General features: G+C 53.6%; 20 protein-coding genes. 5 read left to right on the top strand and 15 right to left on the bottom strand.

Features of this window, described 5'->3' with window-relative positions:
• Positions 1-16: 16 nt before the first annotated feature.
• Positions 17-850, bottom strand: a complete 834-nt coding sequence (locus AC6ESO_RS23710) for a sulfite exporter TauE/SafE family protein (protein WP_497093548.1) — start codon at positions 848-850, stop codon at positions 17-19.
• A 131-nt stretch (positions 851-981) separates the two neighbouring features.
• The gene (locus tag AC6ESO_RS23715; protein WP_494819475.1) at positions 982-1,269 is read right to left on the bottom strand and encodes a hypothetical protein; all 288 of its coding nucleotides are present in this window, start codon (positions 1,267-1,269) and stop codon (positions 982-984) included.
• A gap of 219 nt (positions 1,270-1,488) precedes the next feature.
• On the opposite strand from AC6ESO_RS23715, the gene AC6ESO_RS23720 reads away from it, so the two are divergent.
• Positions 1,489-1,620, top strand: coding sequence for a DUF4023 domain-containing protein (locus tag AC6ESO_RS23720; RefSeq protein ID WP_090980254.1), 132 nt, complete (start codon positions 1,489-1,491; stop codon positions 1,618-1,620).
• Positions 1,621-2,638: 1,018 nt separating this feature from the next.
• On the opposite strand, the gene AC6ESO_RS23725 is transcribed toward AC6ESO_RS23720, so the two are convergent.
• The 3 genes from AC6ESO_RS23725 to AC6ESO_RS23735 form a co-directional block, all read right to left on the bottom strand.
• Positions 2,639-4,252, bottom strand: coding sequence for a flavin monoamine oxidase family protein (locus AC6ESO_RS23725; RefSeq protein WP_497093549.1), 1,614 nt, complete (start codon positions 4,250-4,252; stop codon positions 2,639-2,641).
• Positions 4,253-4,410: 158 nt separating this feature from the next.
• Positions 4,411-4,689: a hypothetical protein gene (locus AC6ESO_RS23730; RefSeq protein ID WP_497093550.1), complete on the bottom strand. Its 279-nt coding sequence runs from the start codon at positions 4,687-4,689 to the stop codon at positions 4,411-4,413.
• A 52-nt stretch (positions 4,690-4,741) separates the two neighbouring features.
• Positions 4,742-5,707, bottom strand: coding sequence for a quinone oxidoreductase family protein (locus AC6ESO_RS23735; protein WP_497093551.1), 966 nt, complete (start codon positions 5,705-5,707; stop codon positions 4,742-4,744).
• Between the two features lie 180 nt (positions 5,708-5,887).
• Here AC6ESO_RS23735 and AC6ESO_RS23740 point away from each other — a divergent pair, with 180 nt between their 5' ends.
• Together AC6ESO_RS23740 and AC6ESO_RS23745 are read left to right on the top strand one after the other, a co-directional pair.
• Complete coding sequence (locus tag AC6ESO_RS23740; RefSeq protein WP_497093552.1) at positions 5,888-6,721, top strand: futalosine hydrolase; 834 nt, start codon at positions 5,888-5,890, stop codon at positions 6,719-6,721.
• Between the two features lie 2 nt (positions 6,722-6,723).
• Positions 6,724-7,557 (top strand): 1,4-dihydroxy-6-naphtoate synthase, encoded by an 834-nt coding sequence (locus AC6ESO_RS23745; RefSeq protein ID WP_497093599.1) that lies wholly within the window; start codon positions 6,724-6,726, stop codon positions 7,555-7,557.
• Positions 7,558-7,874: 317 nt separating this feature from the next.
• Here the strand turns inward: AC6ESO_RS23745 and AC6ESO_RS23750 are convergent, their stop codons facing one another.
• Both AC6ESO_RS23750 and desA read right to left on the bottom strand, forming a co-directional pair.
• Positions 7,875-8,705, bottom strand: coding sequence for an MBL fold metallo-hydrolase (locus AC6ESO_RS23750; protein ID WP_497093553.1), 831 nt, complete (start codon positions 8,703-8,705; stop codon positions 7,875-7,877).
• A 142-nt stretch (positions 8,706-8,847) separates the two neighbouring features.
• Positions 8,848-9,876: a Delta(5) desaturase DesA gene (gene desA, locus AC6ESO_RS23755; RefSeq protein ID WP_497093554.1), complete on the bottom strand. Its 1,029-nt coding sequence runs from the start codon at positions 9,874-9,876 to the stop codon at positions 8,848-8,850.
• Between the two features lie 120 nt (positions 9,877-9,996).
• Here desA and AC6ESO_RS23760 point away from each other — a divergent pair, with 120 nt between their 5' ends.
• Positions 9,997-10,929 (top strand): NAD(P)/FAD-dependent oxidoreductase, encoded by a 933-nt coding sequence (locus AC6ESO_RS23760; protein WP_497093555.1) that lies wholly within the window; start codon positions 9,997-9,999, stop codon positions 10,927-10,929.
• A gap of 48 nt (positions 10,930-10,977) precedes the next feature.
• Here the strand turns inward: AC6ESO_RS23760 and AC6ESO_RS23765 are convergent, their stop codons facing one another.
• The gene (locus tag AC6ESO_RS23765) at positions 10,978-12,423 is read right to left on the bottom strand and encodes a DEAD/DEAH box helicase (protein ID WP_497093556.1); all 1,446 of its coding nucleotides are present in this window, start codon (positions 12,421-12,423) and stop codon (positions 10,978-10,980) included.
• A 118-nt stretch (positions 12,424-12,541) separates the two neighbouring features.
• Between AC6ESO_RS23765 and AC6ESO_RS23770 the strand changes: the two genes are divergently transcribed.
• Positions 12,542-13,780, top strand: a complete 1,239-nt coding sequence (locus AC6ESO_RS23770; RefSeq protein WP_497093557.1) for a helix-turn-helix domain-containing protein — start codon at positions 12,542-12,544, stop codon at positions 13,778-13,780.
• Positions 13,781-13,860: 80 nt separating this feature from the next.
• Here the strand turns inward: AC6ESO_RS23770 and AC6ESO_RS23775 are convergent, their stop codons facing one another.
• From AC6ESO_RS23775 to AC6ESO_RS23805, 7 genes are all read right to left on the bottom strand, one after another.
• Entirely contained in the window at positions 13,861-14,229 is a 369-nt protein-coding gene (locus AC6ESO_RS23775) for a hypothetical protein (protein ID WP_497093558.1), read from the bottom strand.
• A gap of 242 nt (positions 14,230-14,471) precedes the next feature.
• On the bottom strand, positions 14,472-14,951 hold the full coding sequence (greA, locus tag AC6ESO_RS23780; protein WP_494819486.1) for a transcription elongation factor GreA: 480 nt from the start codon (positions 14,949-14,951) through the stop codon (positions 14,472-14,474).
• Positions 14,952-15,097: 146 nt separating this feature from the next.
• Positions 15,098-15,373: a hypothetical protein gene (locus tag AC6ESO_RS23785; RefSeq protein ID WP_497093559.1), complete on the bottom strand. Its 276-nt coding sequence runs from the start codon at positions 15,371-15,373 to the stop codon at positions 15,098-15,100.
• 166 nt (positions 15,374-15,539) lie between these two features.
• Complete coding sequence (gene rlmN / locus AC6ESO_RS23790) at positions 15,540-16,601, bottom strand: dual-specificity RNA methyltransferase RlmN (RefSeq protein ID WP_497093560.1); 1,062 nt, start codon at positions 16,599-16,601, stop codon at positions 15,540-15,542.
• A 110-nt stretch (positions 16,602-16,711) separates the two neighbouring features.
• Positions 16,712-18,355 carry a DUF4091 domain-containing protein gene (locus tag AC6ESO_RS23795; RefSeq protein WP_497093561.1) on the bottom strand — a complete coding sequence of 548 codons (1,644 nt, stop codon included), beginning with the start codon at positions 18,353-18,355 and terminating at the stop codon, positions 16,712-16,714.
• A 24-nt stretch (positions 18,356-18,379) separates the two neighbouring features.
• Complete coding sequence (locus AC6ESO_RS23800) at positions 18,380-19,006, bottom strand: carbohydrate-binding family 9-like protein (RefSeq protein WP_497093562.1); 627 nt, start codon at positions 19,004-19,006, stop codon at positions 18,380-18,382.
• Between the two features lie 166 nt (positions 19,007-19,172).
• Positions 19,173-21,095, bottom strand: coding sequence for a diguanylate cyclase domain-containing protein (locus AC6ESO_RS23805; RefSeq protein WP_497093563.1), 1,923 nt, complete (start codon positions 21,093-21,095; stop codon positions 19,173-19,175).
• Positions 21,096-21,243 lie beyond the last annotated feature (148 nt).

The raw sequence follows: 21,243 nt of genomic DNA on the forward strand, positions 1-21,243 counted from the left end.
ATGATTTTATTATAGGCTAAGTCAAAATCATGCGCACGGCAAACAACGCAAGCGCTGCGCACATTATGCGAATGAGCAGCTTGCTGCCGATTTTGCGTGAGATGATCGCTCCTACGTAGCCGCCAATCAGCGCTCCCGGGGCAAGCGGCAGCACAAGCTGCCAATCCCACTCCCCGCGATACAGATGCATGCCGCTGCCGAACAGTGCCGACACCAAGATGACGGACATCGACGTCGCAGTCGCGATATGCGGCGGAAACCGGAAGAGCAGCACCATCGCCGGGATAAGCAGTACGCCGCCTCCGATGCCAAGAAGTCCTGAAATCAGGCCGACTACCCCTCCGATAAGGAGTGCAGGCAGCATACTGTAGCCGTATTCGAGCTGGGCTCCGCTTCCGTCCATGTATGACTTGGCGTATCGCCATTTTCCGCGAAAAGGTTTGATGCGGCTGCGAAGCAGCAGCAATACCACCATGAACAGCATGAAGAACCCGAACGCCCGGCGGAAGACGTCAGGCTCAAACAGCGAGGTTAAACTGGCACCGACCACCGACATCGGGCCGCTCGAGATGGAGAAGAAGAGCGCGCAGCGCAGATCGGTTTTGCCCTCTCGGTAGAACGTGATCGTCGACGTCAACGAAGTAAATACGAGTACGCCCAGCGAAACGCCGACCGCCAGCGTTGTATCAATGTCCATGCCCAGCATGGAAGGGCCGAGCAGCAGCAGCGCAGGTATAATGATGACGCCGCCTCCGAGACCGACGACGGCACCGAAGGTTGAAGCGACTAATCCAAGCGCGAACAGAACGAGCAGCGTGGGCAAGTCCCACAAGAATGAATCCGGAGCCATCAGCGTGTGCAGCCTCATTTCTTATTGTGTTGTAGCCTTTGCCTCCTATTATACAAAAATAAGAGCTCCCCCGCGTCCATTAGCAGACACTCGGGAAAGCCCTTATTGTTTATAAGAAATGATGAATATCATTATTCCGTTTCTCCATCTGCTGCTTGTTCTTCGGCAGCAGCCTCTTCCGCAACTTCTTCGGATTCTTCAGCTTCTACAGCTGCTTCCTCTTCAGACGATGCTTCTTCTTCAGATGCTTCTTCCTCGGATTCTTCTGCCGCTTCCTCAGCTTCCTCAGCTGCTTCTTCGGCTTCCTCGGATGCTTCAGCTGCTTCTTCTGCAGCTTCTTCGCTAGCTGCAGCTACTTCTTCAACTGCCTCCAGCTCGCTTGAGATTTCTTCTGAAATGATCTCTTCCTCATGGCTCATAGTAATCACCTCCTGGGTTGTTGTTACTATTATTGTAGCGCTTTCATAGAAGGAAACAAGAGTGTAAAATGTCGGAAAATAGCAGTTGCAAACTTTATTTTCCGATATTCATAGATTGTGACGAAAAGGCGCAAAAACTGCGTGAAATAGGCGTTTCTTGCATGTTTGCAGCCGGGTCTGGTCAGACTAACAGAGGCGAATTCCGAAGGAGGTAACCACATGGATCAAACGAGCGATTTCGTGAACAAAGTGCACGACACACAGGCCAAAGCCGAAGGCAATAAACAGCGCCAGGGCAAGGGTGCCCCGGCCAAACAGCTGGGCAACAAGCAGCACGCCACGAACAAGTAACCTCGGGCGGATAAGGCAGCAAAAAGGCGGTGCAGGTGAAATTCCTGCTCCGCCTTTTTTGTTGGTTGGCGCTTCGTAGCATGTGGATCTCTAGGTGAGCTTCTTGCTCGAAATTTGCTGCTTCCGCTTCCATGTAGATCCCTGGGCGTACTTCTTGCGTCATATTCGCTGAGTTTGCTCCCATGTAGATCTCTGGGTGAGCTTGTTGCGCTATATTCGCTGAGTTTGCTACCATGTAGACCTCTGGGTAAGCCTGTTGCGCTATATTCGCTGAGTTTGCTACCATGTAGACCTCTGGGTAAGCCTGTTATGCTATATTCACTGAGTTTGCTTCCATGTAGACCTCTGGGTGTGCTTCTTGCGCCATATTCGCCGCTTTCGCTCACCATGTAGACCTCTGGGTGTGCTTCTTGCTCGATATTCGCTGCTTCGCTCGCCATGTAGACCTCTGGGTGTGCTTCTTGCTCGTTATTAGCTGCTTCGCTCGCCATGTAGATCTCCGGGTAAGCTTCTTGTGTTGTTCTGGGAGCTACTCTTTACTCGTTCCTGCCGTTTTTCATCGAATGTGTTGCCCTAGGAGCTACTTTTTACTCGTTTCCGCCAGCTTTCGGCTAATGTGTTGCCCTAGGAGCTACTCTTTACTCGGTTCCACCGCGTTTCGGCGTATGTGTTGCTCTGGGAGCTACTCTTTACTCGTTTCTGCCGACTTTCGGCCAATGTGTTGCTCTGGAGGCTACACTTCACTCGTTCCCGCCGTTTTTCATCGAATGTGTTGCCCTAGGAGCCACTCTTTACTCTTTTTCTCTGGCTTTCGGCGAATGTGTTGCTCTGAGAGCTACTCTTTACATGCTCAACTAGCGACTTCTAACTCAATTCCACTACTTTTCATCGAATGTGTTGCTTTAAGAGCTACTCTTTACCCGGTTCCGCCGACTTTCGGCCAATGTGTTGCTCTGGAAGCTACTCTTTACTCGTTCCCGCCAGCTTTCGGCGAATGTGTTGTTATGGGAGCTACTCTTCACTCACTCTCCTCCGTCTGAAGCGCCTCCATGATCTCCTCGGCGGCGCGCTCGCCGCTTTCGACGGCACCGTTCATGTAGCCTTGGAAGACGACGGAGGTGTGCTCGCCGGCAAAATGGCAGGCACCCTTGCTGCCCTCGCGCTCCGCCTCAATGCCTGTGAACTTGGTATACTGCCCGACCTTACGGTAGGCATACGAACCGAGGGAGAACGGATTGCCCGGCCAATAGTCGCGCGTCACCATGCCGTTCCAGCGCTGCGTAATACCCGGTATCACCGGCTCCAGCTGATGCAGGAACTGCTGCGCTCGCTCCGGCAGCGAGCCGAGGTTCATCCCCTCTGCCACGTTGCCCCCCGTATACGCGACCAGAATACCGGATTTGCCCGGCTGTCCGCGGGTAACATCGAACGTATTTTGATAGCCGCCATCTGTGATGGTGTCGCCGTTACAGCCGGCCGACGTCCAGTGACGGTCGGTGAACTGCACATGAAGCTTGCTGTTTGATCCCATGCCGAGCTCCTCAATCGCTGCAAGCTTCAGCGGCCGAAAACCCGCCTTGCCGTAGTCCACGGAGCTGCGCAGAATCGAGAACGGAATCGTGAGCACCACATGCTCCGCGATCACCTCATGCGTGCCGCTCCGATCTTGCATGGTCAGCATGTAGCTGCCATCTGACGCTTGCGCGATCGCGATTAACCGGCAGCCGCGCTGCAAAGTGCCGGGCGCAAGCCTGTCCAACAGGCGATGCATAATTTGATCGTTCCCCCCGCGCACATGGTACCGCTCATCCGACACGCCAAACACACTGAACTTCTCCCCATCAGGGATATAATCGTGAAGATATAGGAAGTTCAAAGCACTTTGCTCCGAGGACTCCGCCCCATACTCAATGTTGCAGGCGATATCGATCAGCTTCCCGAACTTGGAAAGCTTGCCGCCTGGCACACTCTCTTCAATCCAATCCACGACCGACATCCGGTCGAGCTCAAGGCCCCGAGGCGTATGTTGGTTATACAGCGTTGGGAATCCTGCAGCCTTCAAGTCCGCATTTAGCTTCGGCACTACAGCCTGAAAGTCTCGCGTCGCATCCGCCAGCGTGTAAGGTACTCCGTCAAAATAATAACAAGGCTCCGTACCCTCCACCTCGGCAAGCAGCAAATCATTCAGCGTAAGGCCAAGCTCGTCAATTAGCCTGCGCAAAGCAACATGGCCGGTATCAATTAGCATCCCGCCGCGTTCAATCGACTGCCCATCGTCAAAAGCGCCGCGCCGGGTATCGACTCGGCCGGGAATCTTTTTATGATCAGCCTCGAACACGATAGGTGCGAAGCCTGCCTGCTCCAGCCGATACGCACAAGTCAGACCTGCCAGACCCCCTCCAATAATGGCAATTCGGGATGCAAACTCAGATCGCGAAGCTTGCACCGGGGGATGAAAAGGGGAGGTAATCGGCTCGGCATGAGGCAGCGCAAGCGGATGAGCGGCTTTTCGTTTCCATTCGTATACGACCTGTTCAAACGGGATTTTTCTTTGGTTAGCCTCTTCGAGAACGACATACATGTCTTTAAATAATCGAGCCAGCGCGGTATGAGGCATACGATCCTCCTTCATGGACTTTTCCACTATCTATCAATCTAGTACTATGTATGTGCAATCGATAAGAAAGAGGAAACGGCACTCTACCCGCAACTTGATATTTTTTCGCGCATAACAAAAAAGGCCCACAACTCTTCAAAAGAGTCATGGGCCTCAGCCTCGTTTAGATACGATTAGTCGACGTAGCCGGCAATGCCTTTATCCATCAAATATTCCATCTCAACGTCCAAAATCGTTTCCACCGTCAGCTCGTCCAGCTTCAGCCCCGGCCGGCTCAAAATATAATCCACCAGCTCATCGCTGTCGATATTCACTTCGCCATTCTTGTCCTCTTGCGCATTGTTGATAAACGTCTGCTCATGCTGCAGCACTTGCTCGATGCTGCTCGGTGCAGCTTTTGTTTTGCCGGCGATGAACTGAATCAGCTCTTGCATGTTGATTTCTTCACTCATGTGAGTCAACTCCTAGTCGGTTAATTGTGGTAAAGCCATTGTATCATCACAGTTAGGGGATCAGCAAAATTTTGCCCGTACTCGCACGGCTCTCCAAGTAGCGATGCGCCTCAGCGCCATCGGCTAGTGCGAATGTTTTGGGCTCTGACAGGCGAAGCCTGCCCTCCAGCATATCCGTAAACAGTGCGTTCCCACGCCTGCTGCGTTCCTCCGCCGATGTAATGTGGTTCCAGAGGTCGCCGCCGGTGAGCGTTTTGCTCGTATCCATCAGCATCCGCGGATCAACCGGTGCCGGATCGCCTCCCGCCATCCCGAAGAAAACGACCGTTCCTTTGATGCGAACCGCTTGGAAGCTGTCCATCAACGTAGAGCCTACCGAGTCGTAGGCCACATCGAGACCTGCACCCGCAGACCACTTCAACACGTCACTCACCCAGTCCGTATGGTAAAGAAATACTTCGTCTGCCCCTGCGGCAAGCGCCGCATCACGTTTCTCAGCGCTGGAAGTAAGGCCGATGACTTCGGCTCCTCTTGCCTTACACAATTGAATGAGCAGCTGGCCAACGCCGCCCGCAGCCGCGTGAACAAGCACCTTATCCCCCTGTTTCACCGCGTAGCTGTCGTTGGCAAGATATTGCGCCGTTAGCCCCTGCAGCAGTACAGCTGCGGCTGCCTCGAAGCTGATGCCTTCCGGAAGCTTGATGACCCGGTCAACAGGAACAAGGACAAGCTCCGCATTCGCGTGCGGCACATCCGCGAACCCGACGCGGTCCCCGACTTGGATGCCCTCCACATCAGATGCAACCTCCTCGACCACGCCCGCTCCTTCATAACCCAGTATGTATGGCGGCTCACCGACCAGATGGTAGTTGCCGCGCCGCCGATAGATATCCGCATAATTGAGACCGATCGCTCGTGTCCGGACTTTTACCATGCCGGCCTGAAGCGCCGGCTCCGGGATATTTTGAAGAGTCAGCACCTCTGGCCCTCCGAATGTATGGAAAACTAAAGCTTTCATATTATCGTCTTTCACCTCACCATGGATTCAACCTATAGCTTACTCTTAACGCGTGCCCGGCTCAAGTTGACCAGCTAAAGCGTAACCCTCCGGCTTAGGATATCCACTTAAAAAATGTTACAATACTCTCTACAGTAACGTTCGGTCCATACCGTTTCAGCGTGAGTAAGGGAGATGTTCATGGTGATGCCAAGCAATGGGGAAAAGAAAGAGAAAGATACTCGTCGCATCTTAATTGTGACGGCTGTCGACGCCGAGCGTGACGCCGTGCTGCGCGGGCTCGGCGAAGAGGCGGCGCAGTTTCATGTGATCGCCGCCGGTGTTGGCCCGGCGATGGCCGCGGCGGTAACAGCGGCGACACTGGCGCTGGGCGGCGGAGCCGGTGCGGCGCGTGCCGCTGAGGCGGGCGGCCAGGCGGCAAGCGCGGACGCTGCTGAAGGCGGGAGCTCCGCCGGTGCAGGGAGCTTCGGCGCAGCTGCGAGCACGGCAGCGAGCCCTGCTGCCGCCGCGACCGCGGGCGGGTACCGCCTGGTCGTCAGCGCAGGCATCGCCGGCGGCTTCGCCGGGCGGGCCGCGCTCGGCTCGCTTGTGGTCGCGAGCGAGATCATCGCCGCCGACCTAGGCGTCGAGACCCCGGGCGGCTTCGCCAGCGTAGATGAGCTCGGTTTCGGCTCATCCCGCTTCGGGGTCTGCGCGCGCAGCGCGAGCGCTTTGGCCGCGGCGCTTAGCGCGGCCGGTCTGCCGGTGGTCACGGGGCCGGTGCTCACCGTGACCACGGCAACAGGCACAGCCGCCACAGCTGCGGAGCATCTGCGGCGCGTGCCGGAAGCCGCAGCCGAAGCGATGGAAGGCTGCGGCGTGGCAAGCGCAGCCCGGCACTTCGGCGTGCCCGTGCTGGAGCTGCGCGCGATCTCGAACGCGGTCGGCCCGCGTGACCGCGAAGCGTGGCGCATCGGCGACGCGCTTCAGGCACTTGAGCGCGGCAGCGCAATTCTTAAGGAGGTGCTCCAATGACAATGAATATCGCGTTCTCTCCATGTCCGAACGATACCTTTGTATTTCACGCCTTGGTGCACGGATTGATTCCGGGCGCACCGGCGTTTGACGTGACCTACGCGGATATCGATATTACAAACAACTGGGCGGCAAAAGGTGCCGGTCCCGAAATACTCAAAATCTCCTACGCCGCTCTGCCATGGGTGTTGGACGATTACGCCCTGCTGCCTTGCGGAGGCGCGCTTGGCCGCGGATGCGGTCCGCTCGTGCTGACCAAAGGCGAGGCTGGCAATCCGGCCGCGCTTGCCGGCAAACGCATTGCCGTGCCAAGCGATCGCTCCACCGCTTACCTGCTCTTCCGTCTATGGGCCGCGCAGCTTATCCCTGACGGCAATATGGAAATCATCGTCATGCCATTCCATGAAATCATGCCTGCTGTCCGAGACGGCTCCATCGACGCGGGTCTCGTTATCCATGAAGCCCGCTTCACGTACCAGAACTACGGTCTCAACATGGTGGCTGACCTCGGCAGCTGGTGGGAATCCGATACCGGACTGCCCATTCCGCTCGGCGCCATCATCGCCCGCCGTTCCCTCGATGCAGCTTCACTTACGTCGTGGATCACGGCCTCTGTCGAATACGCATGGGCACATCCGGAAGAGTCTGCTGCTTATGTCATGCAGCACGCTCAGGAAATGTCGCCGGACGTTGCTAAACAGCACATCGCGCTGTATGTCAACGACTATTCGGCGAACCTCGGCGAGAGTGGCTACGCCGCCGTCGAAGCGCTTCTTGGACGAGCTGCCCAAGAAGGCCTCGTGCCTGCATTCGACCTAGCCAAGCTTCGCCTCTAAACCAGCCACAAACACAAGAGCTGCCCCAAAAGTGAACGACTTTTGAGACAGCTCTTATTTGCATGCAACTAGTTCTAAGTTGCAGGGCGATATTCTAACGAACCCTATAGCGCTTAATTCAGCCAATTGAGGCGATTTGAAAATCTAACGAACCCTACAGGCGCTATTACGTGTCCACTTGCCGCTTTCCGACCCATTTCCCCATAATAACGCCCTCACAGTTCGTTAGAATTATTTAGCAGCTGTTTTCGAGCAAATAACGCCCCCACGGTTCGTTAAAACGATTTAACGGCAGAAAGGCTGTTCCAGCTGTATCCTCAGCTCTTAACCCCTAGCTCCCGCTCAAACAACTGCTGATTGCCCAAGTGGAACTTGCGCAAATTGCGCGGGAACGGACATCCCTCAATCAGCGCATCAACGGCTGCCTGATCCCCTGCCGCGACAGCTTTCCGCATGGCCGCTATGTAAGCGAAATCCGCAGTTTGGCGGCGTTTCATCTCATCGCGATCGACGGTCGAATTTCCGTGACCCGGGATCAACCGCGCAATGGAATGTGCAGCCAAGATCGTATCGAGCTTGCTGATGCTTGCCTCGTACAACGTGCTGCTGAAATAAATGTACGGAAACTCAATATCCGACCAATAATCGCCGGCAAGCAGCAGTCCAAGCGGCTCCACTACGGTGTACATGCCATCATCATTATGCCCCGGCGACAGGTAGAAAGTCAGCTTTGTCCCGTTGCCAAGCTGCAGAACTTGTCCGTCGTACTCCGCCCGGTGCTGTACAACCGGATAGACGATCTCGTAGTCGCGCTCCAAATAGTAGCTGTCTTCGAAGCCCCGAATTTGCTCGAGAATCGCTTCCTTGTCTATCTCGTTCTTATCCGCCAATGCAGCAGATGCAATCACTTCCGCATCCGGGAAAGCCCCGTAACCGATAATATGATCGTAATCCGAGTGCGTAAATAACACATACTTCGGCCTTCCGCCCGCAACCTCTTCAGCATACAGCCGAATCTCTTCGACCTCATGAGGCAGCCAGCATGGATCAACAATTATAATCGCATCCTCGGTCTCAATGACCGCGGACATCGTTTTATAGAGCGCGCTCTCGAACAGCGTCAGAGCGCCGTCTTTTCGTTTAATCATAACAAACTCAGCCTCCCAAATTTGTACCGGAATGATCACTATGTATCTCATTTCTATTTTACTCGTACTTTCACTTGTACCTGCATTCGCACCTACAACAAACAATCGCCCTCCAAGCTGCGCTTGGAGAGCGATTCATCTCTTACAATTCCACAGCCGGAGCTGTTTGCGCAACGCGCATCAGCCGCTTCATGTCGCGGAAACCGATTAATCGCTTGCTCGGCTCATGCCACAATCGGAAATTCAGCGAGCTCAGGCTGGTAAGGATCGTAATCGTCCTCACTTCCTGCATGCGCGGGTTCGTTTCATGAACCGCTTCCAAATTGTAATTCGGAATCCGCGGGCTTAAATGATGAATATGATGGAAGCCGATGTTGCCTGTGATCCAGTGCAGAATGCGCGGTAATTTATAATAAGAACTTCCATGCATGGCAGCCTTTACAAAGTCCCATTCGGCATCCGCCTCATAATACGACTCCTCGAATTGATGCTGCACATAAAACAGCCAAATACCTGCAACACTTGAGATAAAGAAGATCGTACCTTGGATCAGAAGAAATGCTTGCCAGCCGACAGCCCAGCACAGCAGGGCAGCTACAGCTGCAATTCCGGCATTCGTAATATGCGTGTTAATCCGTTCTTTCGTGTTGGCACGTTTACGATTGAAACGGTAATCGATCAAGAAGATGTAAATCGGTCCGATGGAAAACATAATAAGTGGATTGCGGTACAACCGGTACACGAGACGACGCAGAGGTGAAGCGCTCAAATATTCGTCTACGGTCAGCGTCCAAATATCGCCTGTTCCCCGACGATCGAGGTTGCCGCATGTCGCATGATGGACCGTGTGGCTGTGCTTCCATTGCATATAGGGTACATAAGTCATGATGCCGGTAATAGTGCCGACGATATCATTGGCTTTGCGATTTTTGAAAAATGACTTGTGACAGCAATCATGGAAAATAATAAAAGTCCGAACGAGAAATCCGCCCGCAATAATGGATACACCGACTGTCAACCAAGGGGAGATTGATAAGCAGAGGTAAGCCGCGAGCCATAGCAGCACTACAGGTCCGATCGTGTTGATGAGTTGCCAAATACTGTTCTTGAGCTTCGGTCGTTCAAATGCTGCAATTTCTTTACGCCAATGGCCTTGCTCAGCTTCTATCATTAGGTTGTTTAGTCCTCTCTCCACGCTGCTTTTCTCATCTATATTGTATCAATAACGGTACTACGAAAGATAGGCACAAGTCGTTCCATTAATTCTGACGAACTTTAGGAGGTGCCCTTGATGGTTTATGACTGCATCATCATCGGCGGCGGAATCGCCGGACTGCAGGCGGCTATTCAGCTGGGACGGTATGCGATGCACGAAGTTCTTGTCATCGATTCCGGTGATGGGCGCTCCAAAATCTGCCGCAGCTATCGAAATCTGCTGGGATATCCTGGCGGCGTGTCCGGCGATACCTTACGGCAGGCAGGTCTTGCACAGGCAGCCAATTATGGGATCGAGGTCATAACGGATACCATTCTCGAAGCTCGCGGCATTGCCGCCGACTTGTTTGAACTCCGCGGCAGCAAGCAAGGAAACGCGCCTTACCGATCGCGGACGCTGCTAATCGCCACAGGAGTCATGGACCGGCTGCCGGATTATCCGGAGCTGCGGCCGTGTCTGGGGCTCACCGTATTCGTCTGCCCGGATTGTGACGGCTACGAAGTGCGGAATCGCAGCACTCTCGTGCTCGGTGCAGGCGATGTCGGTGCCCACATGGCGCTCACGCTGCGGACGTGGACAGACAAGCTGCTGTACATCGACCAAGCACCGCTGTCGCAATCCGTAAGCGCCCCAATACAAGAGCAGCTCGCAGCCGCTTCGATCGCTTATCGAAGAGAAGAACAACTTCGCGTCAACGCCGATTGCGACGGCAATCTGAAGAGCGTCACCTTGCAGGATGGCACCGTCATTGAGGCAGATCGCGCTTTTCTCGCTTATGGCGGCAACGAGGTGAGATCCGCGCTCGCCCGTCAGCTTGGCGCCAAGCTGCACGAGAACAGCCATATCTGGACCGATCCGCGCAGCAAAATGACCAGTATCTCCGGTGTTTGGGCAGCCGGGGACGTTGCCGTACATTCCGAGCAGGTGTCCATCGCAATGGGCGAAGGCGCACAAGCTGCTATCTGGATTCATAAGACACTGTTGAAGATGAAGCAGCCGCAGCCGTAGCCGCAGCCACATATCCGGATCAGCGAAGCTCCAATACTCCATCGAGCATCACTTGTTCGCAATATGTACTTTGAGTACCTTCCCTTTCACGGTCGTATTCTTCATCGCCCGCAGGACCAGGGAACCTTTACCGTTCAAAATCTCCACGAAGGTCGCGCTATCCTCAATCGTAATAATGCCGATATCTGCTGCAGTCATGCCTTCCAGCTTCGCGATCGTCCCGACGAAATCCACCGCCCGCAGCTTCTTCTTCTTCCCCCCGCCAAAATACAGCTTCGTAATATCCTGGCTCAGCAGCTCGCGTTTATCGAGACGCGGCGCGTCCATGGCGCTCAGCTTCTCTTCGAAGGCTTCCTTCGATTCAGCAACCCGCGCTGCGCTTGGCGGCTCTGCGCGAGGCAGCTCAAAGCCGATGTAGCCTTGAATATCGTCGAGGTATCTGCCCTCACTTGGCGTTGCGAACGTAATCGCGATACCGCTCTGTCCTGCCCGCCCAGTTCGACCTGTACGGTGCACGAAGTTTTCTTTGTCCATCGGCAGGTCATAGTTGATGACATGCGTAATATTCTCGATATCGATCCCGCGTGCGGCCAGATCGGTAGCCACTAAGTAGCGGAACTCCCGCCTACGGAAGGCATGCATGACGCTGAAACGATCATTTTGCTCCATACCGCCGTGAATTTTGTCGCAGGGATATCCGCTTTGTCGCAGCATACGGCTCACTTGGTCAACGGCTTCCTGCGTGCGGCAGAAAATCATGCAGCTGTCCGGGTTTTGAATCGTCGTGACGGCCTTGAGCAGCTCCGGCTTTCGCTCATCCTTCACGATGTACAGCGTATGCGCGATCCGATCCGTCGTAATGCCTGCGGTTTCGATCTCAATATCAATGGGGTTCTTCATATGCCGATGGCATAGCTGTTCCACATCCGGCGGCAGCGTTGCGGAGAATAACAGCGTCACCCGATCCTTGGGCAGCTCCTTAATAATGGACTCCACTTGCTCGATAAATCCGCGGTTCAGCATCTCATCGGCCTCATCGATGACCAGGTAACGCAGCCGATCGACATCCAGCGTCCCGCGTTTGATATGATCCAGCACACGTCCGGGCGTACCCGCGACGATATGAACCTTCTGCTGCAGCTCCAGCTTCTGCTGGGCGAACGGCTGCTTGCCATAGATCGCAACGGCTTTAATGCGTTTGAATCTGCCGATATTGATCAGATCCTCTTTGACCTGCCCCGCCAGCTCCCGCGTTGGCGTCAGTACGAGCGCCTGCGGTCTGTTCTCCTCCCACTCCACGAGCTCACAGATGGGAATGCCGAAGGCGGCCGTCTTGCCGCTTCCGGTTTGGGATCGGACGGTAAGGTCACGGTGCGCGAGCACCTCCGGGATGACTTTGCTCTGAACCGGTGTCGGCTCCGTATAACCAAGATGATCTAGTGCACGAACGATTTCCTCGCTTAATGGATACGTATGAAATGGGTTAACTTGCATGGTTGCTCCTTCGCCGAATCATTGGGATGCTATTAGTATAGCCTAATTTTACCTCGACGCCGTTGTTTTGGTACAATAGTCTTACCACGAAATTGTGACAGCCAGGGAGGTCATCCCAGTGCATGAAGGGAAAATCATTAAATTTTACCGCGAAAGAGCAGAATTAACGCAAGACCAATTGGGACTTGGCATCTGCTCGGACACCCATATCAGCAAGATCGAACGGGGCATTACCGATTACTCCCAAGAAGTGCTGGACCTGCTGTGCGTGCGGCTTGGCATCAGCATGGATTGCGAGCTGGCAAAGTTCAGCAACATCAAAAAAAGGCTGTACGACTGGCATGATGCCATCGTGAAGCAGTTATCCGCGGACATGGAAAGCATTAAGGCGGAGCTCGAGCAGGAAGCGCTTCTGCAAATCTCCGAGTATGAAACGCTTTATTTGCTGCTTCAAGCGAAGTACCTGCTGCTGAAGAATGAGGTGGAGATGGCGCTGCGCATCATCAATCGCATTCGCAAAACGGCGGAGCGGCTGCCCGACTTCGAAAGCAACCTCCTGAAGCATGTAGAGGGCATCTATCATTTATCCAAACAGAATCATGTAGAAGCCGTCGCAATTCTCAAGACCATAAACGATAAGGAATATAATAATCCGGAGTATTTTCACCATTTGGCTATGGCTTATCATACGATGAAGTCTGAGGTCATGGCCTATTTCTACGCCGAGAAGGCACGGAATTTCTTCAAGGAGATCAACTGCTTCCTCCGTGTCATCGATGCGGAGATGCTGATGCTCATTCAGGTGCAGGATGATCCGCAGCATGATTTTAAAGAAGTGATCGCACGGTTCGAGAATTTGATTCAGAGCTGCGATATGTGTAACGCGCCGGACCGAAAAGCCAAAGTCGTACATAATTTAGCCTATGAGTATTTGCGTCGTAAGGAATATAAGAAGTCGAGCGGCTTCTACAAACAATCCATGGAGCTTAAGAATCCCCGAACGCTTCCTTATTTGCTGTCATTGGAAGGCTATCTTCGAAGCTGTTTCATGGGCGGTCTGCTGCAGGCGGAAGAGCTGGAGCGGCTGGCCCAGGCGGGCCTGACGGGCGCTAAGGCCTTAAAGGATCAAGTCTTCATCTTACTCTTCACGATGCTGCTCCTCCTGATCAATGGCAAAGAGGCGGAGTACTATCAGTATATGAACGACGAGGCGCTGCCGGTCTTTCGCAAATTCGGCTATGTGTACCTGATCAGACGGTCCGAACAGCAATTGTTTCATTATTACGCGAGAACAGGAAATGCGGAAGCGGCACTTCGAATGGGGCATTATCTCATTCAAGATCAAGCTATCCTCTAATGCCTTACTAAACAAATGACCCGCGGCAGGAACACTTCGTTTTAAAGTGTCCCTGTGCGGGTCATCGTTTTTAAGAAAGACTATTTTCTGGTGCGTTTTTTGGAGGAAGTTTTTGTGCGTTTGCCGCGTTTTACGCTCGAAACCATGACATCTTTCTCGGAATACGTGTAGCAGTGTTGGTATACCGGGCAGCAGTGATGCTGTTTGACGACTTCTACGGCGTGAACAACGTTTACAAGCTGCGGATGGAAGACATTCTCGTATTGCGTTACCGGAGGATCATAGATGGTTTGTGTAGGGCAGTCCGGACAAAATTGGTCGTTCATGCCTCCCACGTTGCCTGGCCCCATATTGTTTGGTCCCATATTGTTTGGCCCCATGTTTGGTCCCATGTTTGGTCCCATGTTTGCACCGGCAACTTGGCCCATATGTGGATAATTACGTTTCAAGGTATTATCTCCTTCCTTGTTATGGAATACATCACATTGTATTCACAGACGAGCAAGGCGGCCTGTACGCTTGCCATGGAAGGCGATGGCCTTCCGCATTTACGCGGGTTTCCACTAGGGAGAGATGCCGGGGAGCCTCATGAAGACACGAAAAAAGCCGCTCAGCATCGCAGCAATGTCATTAAGTGAAGTAACATAATGACATTGCTGCATCGCTGGCGACTTTACTTTATATAGACAAATTAGAGCGTCTTGACCTCAAGCAGCTCATACACGATAACGCCCATCGGCGCATTTACATGAATCCGGCTGCCTACTGCTTTCCCCAGCAATTCCTTGCCAAGCGGGCTTTCGTAGGAGATTTTATTATCCTGCACATCCGCTTCCGCCGGAGCTACGATTTGATATTCAATCCGTTCGTTGAACTCCACATCGTTCAAGATGACGCTCGAGCCGATTTGAACCGAGCTCGTATTGTTCGGATCCGTCTCCACGATACGAGCCGTATTGAGCATTTTCTCTAAGATGATGACGCGTGTTTCCAAGAACGATTGGTCATTCTTCGCAGAATGATACTCGCTGTTCTCTTTCAAATCCCCATAGCTAATGGCAAGCTTAATCCGTGCGGCCAGCTCTTTGCGTTTCACGTACTTGAGGTCATCAAGTTCCTCCTGCAATTTAGCAAAGCCCTCTTTAGTCAAAATCATTTCTTCGTTAGACATCGTTACAGCTCCCGTTCCATGGTATTCCTCTATTCTACCTGATATGGGGCCATATGTCGCCTCGATGCCCACCCCAATAATTGTTGACAAAAAAAAGGTTCCCTATAAGAGGGAACCTTTGTAAAAATTGTTAAGGTGTTTTCTAGTTAAAGATCGATCGCCACATGCGGTTTACTGTAATGGCTCACGCCTCCGCCGCCTACCAAAACCTTGCCCCCACTAGGGAAAACAAGCAATTTGGAAGCGCCGGTGCTCAGCAGCACCGTAACCTTCGCATCATTTCGGGTTGCCGTATACACGACATACCCGCTTCTTGTCAGAGAGGTTCGCCAATAGTTACCAAACTCCGAGCGGACCACCCGGTTGGAGTAAACCTGATTCTCGCGTTTGACCACCTTGGCATGTCCTTTAGCTTTGGCCATCACTCGCATCCATCCTTCATCGCGTAGTTAATCCTACGCTATCCTATTCAGATGATGGATCGTCGACTGGACATAATGGCACATAGATATCGAGCTCCGAGTCCGCGCGGCCTTCTTGAAAACGAGCATCGTAGTATTCATGGATGCGCCTGCTTAATCTGGTTGTTTATACGGTAGCTTTGATTTGCTTACTGCGCAGTTGGCCGCAGGCGGCGTCGATGTCCGTTCCGTGCTCCAGACGGACACTGACGCTGACGGACTGCTTCTTCAATGTATCGTAGAAGATGCGAATCGATTCCTGCTCGCTGCGCTGATACTGGCTGTGTTCGTCGACCGGATTATAGGGAATCAGGTTCACGTTCACAAGCTGACGGCGGTCGCCGACAAGCTCTGCCAGCTGCAAGGCATGCTCCTTCTGGTCATTGACATCCTTGAGCAAAATATATTCCAGCGTCACACGGCGCTTATTCTTGCTGAGGTAGTAATCGATCGCCTTCATCAGCGGCTCAATCGGAATGGCGCGATTGATCTTCATGATGCGCGTGCGCAGCTCATTGTTCGGCGCATGCAAGGAAACGGCCAGGTTAACGCCTAGGTTTCGATCGGTGAACGCTATGATTTTGTCGGCCAGACCGCTTGTAGAAACCGTAATATGTCTCGCCCCGATGGCAAGACCCTTATGATCCTTGACGGTTTCGATAAAGTCGACCATGTTCTCGAAGTTATCGAACGGCTCCCCGATGCCCATCACCACGATGTGGCTTACCAGTTCACCCTGCCGAGCGGCATCCAGATGCAGCTGCACCTTCATAATCTGCCCGACGATTTCGCCTGCTGTCAGATCCCGGCTCTTGGCCAGAAGGCCGCTTGCACAGAAGCTGCAGCCGATATTGCAGCCGACCTGCGTAGTTACGCAGACGGACAGCCCGAATTTATGCCGCATCAGCACGGTTTCGATCAGATTGCCATCCTGCAGCTTAAGCAGGAACTTAATCGTGCCGTCGGCCGATTCTTGTTTCGTATGTTCGCCGAGCGTCTGAATGTCGAAGTGCTCAGCCAACAGCTCCAGGCAAGCGCCGTTCACGTCAGTCATCGCCCCGAATGTCGTAACCCGCTTCCGGTACAGCCAATCCCATACTTGCCGCGCGCGCGACGGTTTATGTCCATACTCCCCAAGCCAGCTGGTCAGCTGATCAAATGTGAAGCCATATATGGATGGTTTATGCATATCCGTTATCCTCTTTTCAACACCTTGAATTTCGTCCCCATGAACTCTCTGACTAGTATTGTCCCAAAATTCCGAGGCGAACACAAGGGCGGATCACGGAGGCTGCCATTCTAGCCTATGAATTCGGCAATTCGCTTGTTCACCGTTTCCCGCAGGTTCAGCAGCCATTCACTCTCTGCAGGGTAGCTGCTGAACGTAATGTTGCCAATAAGTGCTTGCAGCTCATCCTTCCCGCCCAACTCTTCCAGCAGGGCAAAAGCTCTCATATCTTGCAGCGCCTCATAGAACACTTCCATGCGGATGGACTCAATTGGCCCCTCTTCTCCCGGGTAAACAAGGAAGGCATCTCCCGATGGGAACGCATGGCCGGCGTCGGTTGTGATATAAGGATTGATCGGCTTGATCGAATATTGGCTGTACCAGAAATTAAAGCCCCAGTGCAGGAAGCCGGTAATGCCGAACTTGTGCATCTGCACGCCGAGAATCCGGTTTCGAGCGGACGGGAACGTGAAGAACCGGTTCGACACTTCCTTATATTGGCCGCAGCAGTAATACGTCCACAAATCCGGAACGCCTGCTTCAAGGAACGGCTCGATATGATTCGTCGCCGGAATCGGCCGCGGAACAAGGCCCGATTCATAGAACTCATAATCGGACAAAGCGTCGATAACCGGATAACCTTGCAGCATCGGTCTGAGCCAGTCGCTCGCTTGGCGATAATCCTCAAGCGCGCTCATGCTTGGCTCATCGGAAATGTGGAAGTAGACCTGCTTCTGAAGGCCGCGGCTCTCTACCCATTTCAGCAGCTCCGGAATGAGCTGTCCCAGGAAGCTGCGATAGTCCTCGCCGGAAGCTTCCGTTTCCCAGCCGAAAATCCGCTTGTACTCGCCATTCTCATGGGCCATGATCTTAGGCGCGTGCTTCGCACCCCACTGGGTGTACAAGTGGGAGAACTCGAAGTAACGAACGCCAACGGACAGACACAAATCCGCCCAGCGGTCCAGCTTGTCGAAACCGAATGTATACTGGCCGCCTGTTTTCTCGACATCCACCAGCTGCACGGTAGGGCGCTCTCCGCCTACAGCCGTATCGAGCGGCGGCGTGAACAGCGGCGTCAGCAGCAAGTTGATGCCGTGTCTCACTGCTGTACCGATAAAGGCTTCCAGCAAGCGCCAGTGCTCTTCGCTGAACACCGGTACGTTGTATTGGGTCGCGATACAATCGGTATGGAACCACTCGGTGTGAATCAGCTTCTGCTCGGGAAGCTCGCACGGAATGACCGTGAGCGCGAAGCTCTCTTGAGCGAGCGCTTCCCCTTCCGACGATTCAAAAGCTATAGCGATGCCGAATGTTCCGCCTTGCTCGGCGCGGTCTACTTGTACGGTCACCCATACGGAGCTCCACACATTCGGGAGTGCTGTTATCCCCGTTGTAATCGGATAAAGCGGATCGGGAAATAGCCCCGGCGTCGCTTGGTAGATCCGATCATCATGATCGGCATACATCGGCATCTCCGACGGGACAAGTCCGACGGAGCGGACGGTGATCGTACTATTTTGCAGCTGGGAAGTGACGGTCAGGTTGATATTCTTGCGCATCTGTGCACTGCGGTAGGCGACTTGAAAGGAGTAGACTTCACCCCGGAGGGCGCTGCCCTTCTGGTATGCAGGCTCTTGGAGCTGGCCGTCTTTGGCGAAAATTTTGACGAGTGAGCTAACGCACCGCGTCTCCAGCTGATTATGGTTCAGGTTCATCGTTATTTCCTCCTTGGAAAATAATTAAATGAGTACAAGCGTGCCAAATCGTTGCGGCTTATGAAAGTTAACCAGCCCTGTCGGCTGCCAGGCTTGATATTCCCGGATGCCATCCGGCCGTTCGTCGATCCGGTAGAAGTTAACCCGCCAGCGGAGTCCGGCTTCAAGCGGCTTGTTGAACGTGCTCGCCGGAATGCGGATGTCATACAGCCATTGCCCGGGTTGAACCTCGCTCACCTCGGTATGCAGCCCCTCAATGTCCCAGTCCGTATCGATCCCGACCGAGCCGCTGCCATCATTGGTAATCCGCGCATCGAAGATAACGTTGCGGGGACTGATCTCCAGCTCTATGTAATGCGTGCCTCTGCCATCCTCATCGATAAACACTTCAACTACGTCTTGGTTATACAGCGGCTCATCGCGCTCGCTGTAATCCGATACGATATGTGCATCCTCGCAGTGAAACTGAATCAGCAGCTCGTCTGCCGTCCAGCCGCAGCGAACCTTTGTCCATTCTGTCGGCGCATCCCCGCCGACCGTATCGCGCAATAGAATCCATTCGCTATCCATACCGTTTGTCCCGCTGATTTGCTTGCATTCGTAGACTTGCTGCTCATTAGTGTCCAAGATAAGGCCCACCTCTGCTCCCATAGAATCTTCCATCTCCCTCTCATCATCATAGCTAATCCCGGTGCCGATTGATTTAGCATAAAGGGATAAAATTTAGACGATTCCGAGATCACGCGGACGCGGGCAAGCAGGTATAGATGCAAAAAAACTCCCTGAGGGAGTTTTCGCTTGCAGCATAGCAGCGGGTTTAGCTAGTGCCCGCTTCGGGATGAAGTTTGTTGCTGCTCGCGGCCAGATCAGTGTAGAAGCAGTAAGTGCCCCTACCCCTTGTTTTGGCCTCATACATCGCTTGGTCCGCGCATTGGAGCAGTTTTGTCCCATCCATGGTGTCTTCCGGATAGACCGCGATGCCGATGCTGGCCGATACCTGAATTCGTTTGCCATCCACAATATCAAGCTGGCGGATCGCGCCGATGAGATCCAGAGCCAGCTCTTCCGGCTTCGTGTCGCCCACTGCTTCATCCACCAAGACGATGAACTCATCGCCTGCCCAGCGGGCGCAGGTGCCGTAGCCCCCCATGCCGTTTTTCAAAATAATCGCTACTTCCTGCAGCAGCCGGTCGCCCATCTCATGCCCCAGTGTATCGTTGACCCGCTTGAAGCCATCGAGGTCCATGAAGAAGACGGCAAACGAACTCCCTGCCTCCGATGCTCTTCGCATGGCAATGCGAAGCCGCTCATCAATGTATCTGCGATTCGGCAGTCCGGTCAGATCGTCGTAATGCGCTTTGCGCTCTTCATCCGTTCGGTCGCCGAACGTGAAGAGATGGCCATGCAGCAGACCGCCATCCTTGCTAATGATCGGGCTGACATAACATTCGTAATGCCGCATTTCGCCGCCTTCCTTATGGAAGGCAACACGTTCCCGGAACGGCTGCAGCCGCTGTTCAAAATATTGCTTAATCTGATCGCCGAGGCTGCCGTAATCGGCCCGCATCTCTTTGCAGTAGCTCGCCAGCGACTGTCCGACGGAGAGTTCCCGTCCGAACATCGTTTTGAAACGGCGATTGACGAAGACGACACGTCCATCGCTGTCACACATCGCAATCGATTCGTGGCTGGATTCCAGCATCCGTTCGATGATTTTGTTCTGCTCGGCGATGGTTTGCTCACCTAGTCGGCTCTTCGCGAAGAGGGTTTTGTAGCGGCTCTCGCTGTCCGTTACTTGCGTGTAGAGCTCGGTCATTTTGTAATACATCTTGGTAAACTCATAGATCATACCCGCTAATACGATATTGGCGCAGATGAAGGTGTCCAGCTTGGAGACGTACCAGCCTACGCTGAATCGATTGCCGCCGCTCATATTGATGCCCACATCCAGCACGGTTGCAAGGAGCGCGACGCATAGCCAAGAGGAGGTTACGGTGCTCCCTCTGGTCATGTAATAGTAGAGGGCCAGCGCAAGCAAGCTGATCAACAGCGTAGACAGGCCAAATCCGTACATGGCGAGCAGCGTGATGCGGCCATGATCCATTAGAACGGGCAGCTTGTCGTGCAGGGCCAGCGACACATAGCCAATCACCGCTACCGCAATTAGCACAGTTGCCCCGGTCAGCATCGTCATCAGTCGCGCGGTTTGATCGCGAAGGCGAACCTGCTTGTACTTCACCTCGACAGCCATATGAAGCAGGATCGCGATGGGAAAGCCCAAATGCCAGAGGGCATAAATATATTCGGCAGACTGGTTGCCTCCGAATAGGAACAGGGGCTCGGGGCCATGCCCCATTCCCGGCTGAGGACCGGGACCGTTAGGGCCGGGACCGAAACCATTCGGAGGCACGATACCCGGAAAGGAAAACAAATAAAGAATCGACATGCAGGCCGAGTAGAAGTACCCTCCTGCCAATATGAGAATGGATGGGGAACGGCTGACTTTGAACTGGCTGTACAGGACGAACACGGTGATGAGTTCAAAGCAGATAACCGTTGAACAGAGTGCGGACAAGAACGCGTTATTATTGGGTACCAGGATATGCGCAAACGGTATGGAAGCAAGCGAGGCAAGCGCTATGATCGCACCAACGATAAAAGCAAATCGGCGCTGTGAAGGGTTGGACTCTAACGTAAATAACGTATAGGCGAGCGTGCCTGACGATGCTGTTTTCTTCATGTCGACCTCCACAATAAATCTGTGGTGACATCATTCGACATCCTCCCCAGGAAACCCTCTTTATGGCAGATCGCGGCAAGTGCGGTGCCCAAAAGGAGGGTGAAAAAGGCTACCTCGCCCATCCGGTAAACGCGGATGAGGAGGCAAC

The sequence above is a fragment of the Paenibacillus rhizoryzae genome, from assembly GCF_059686995.1.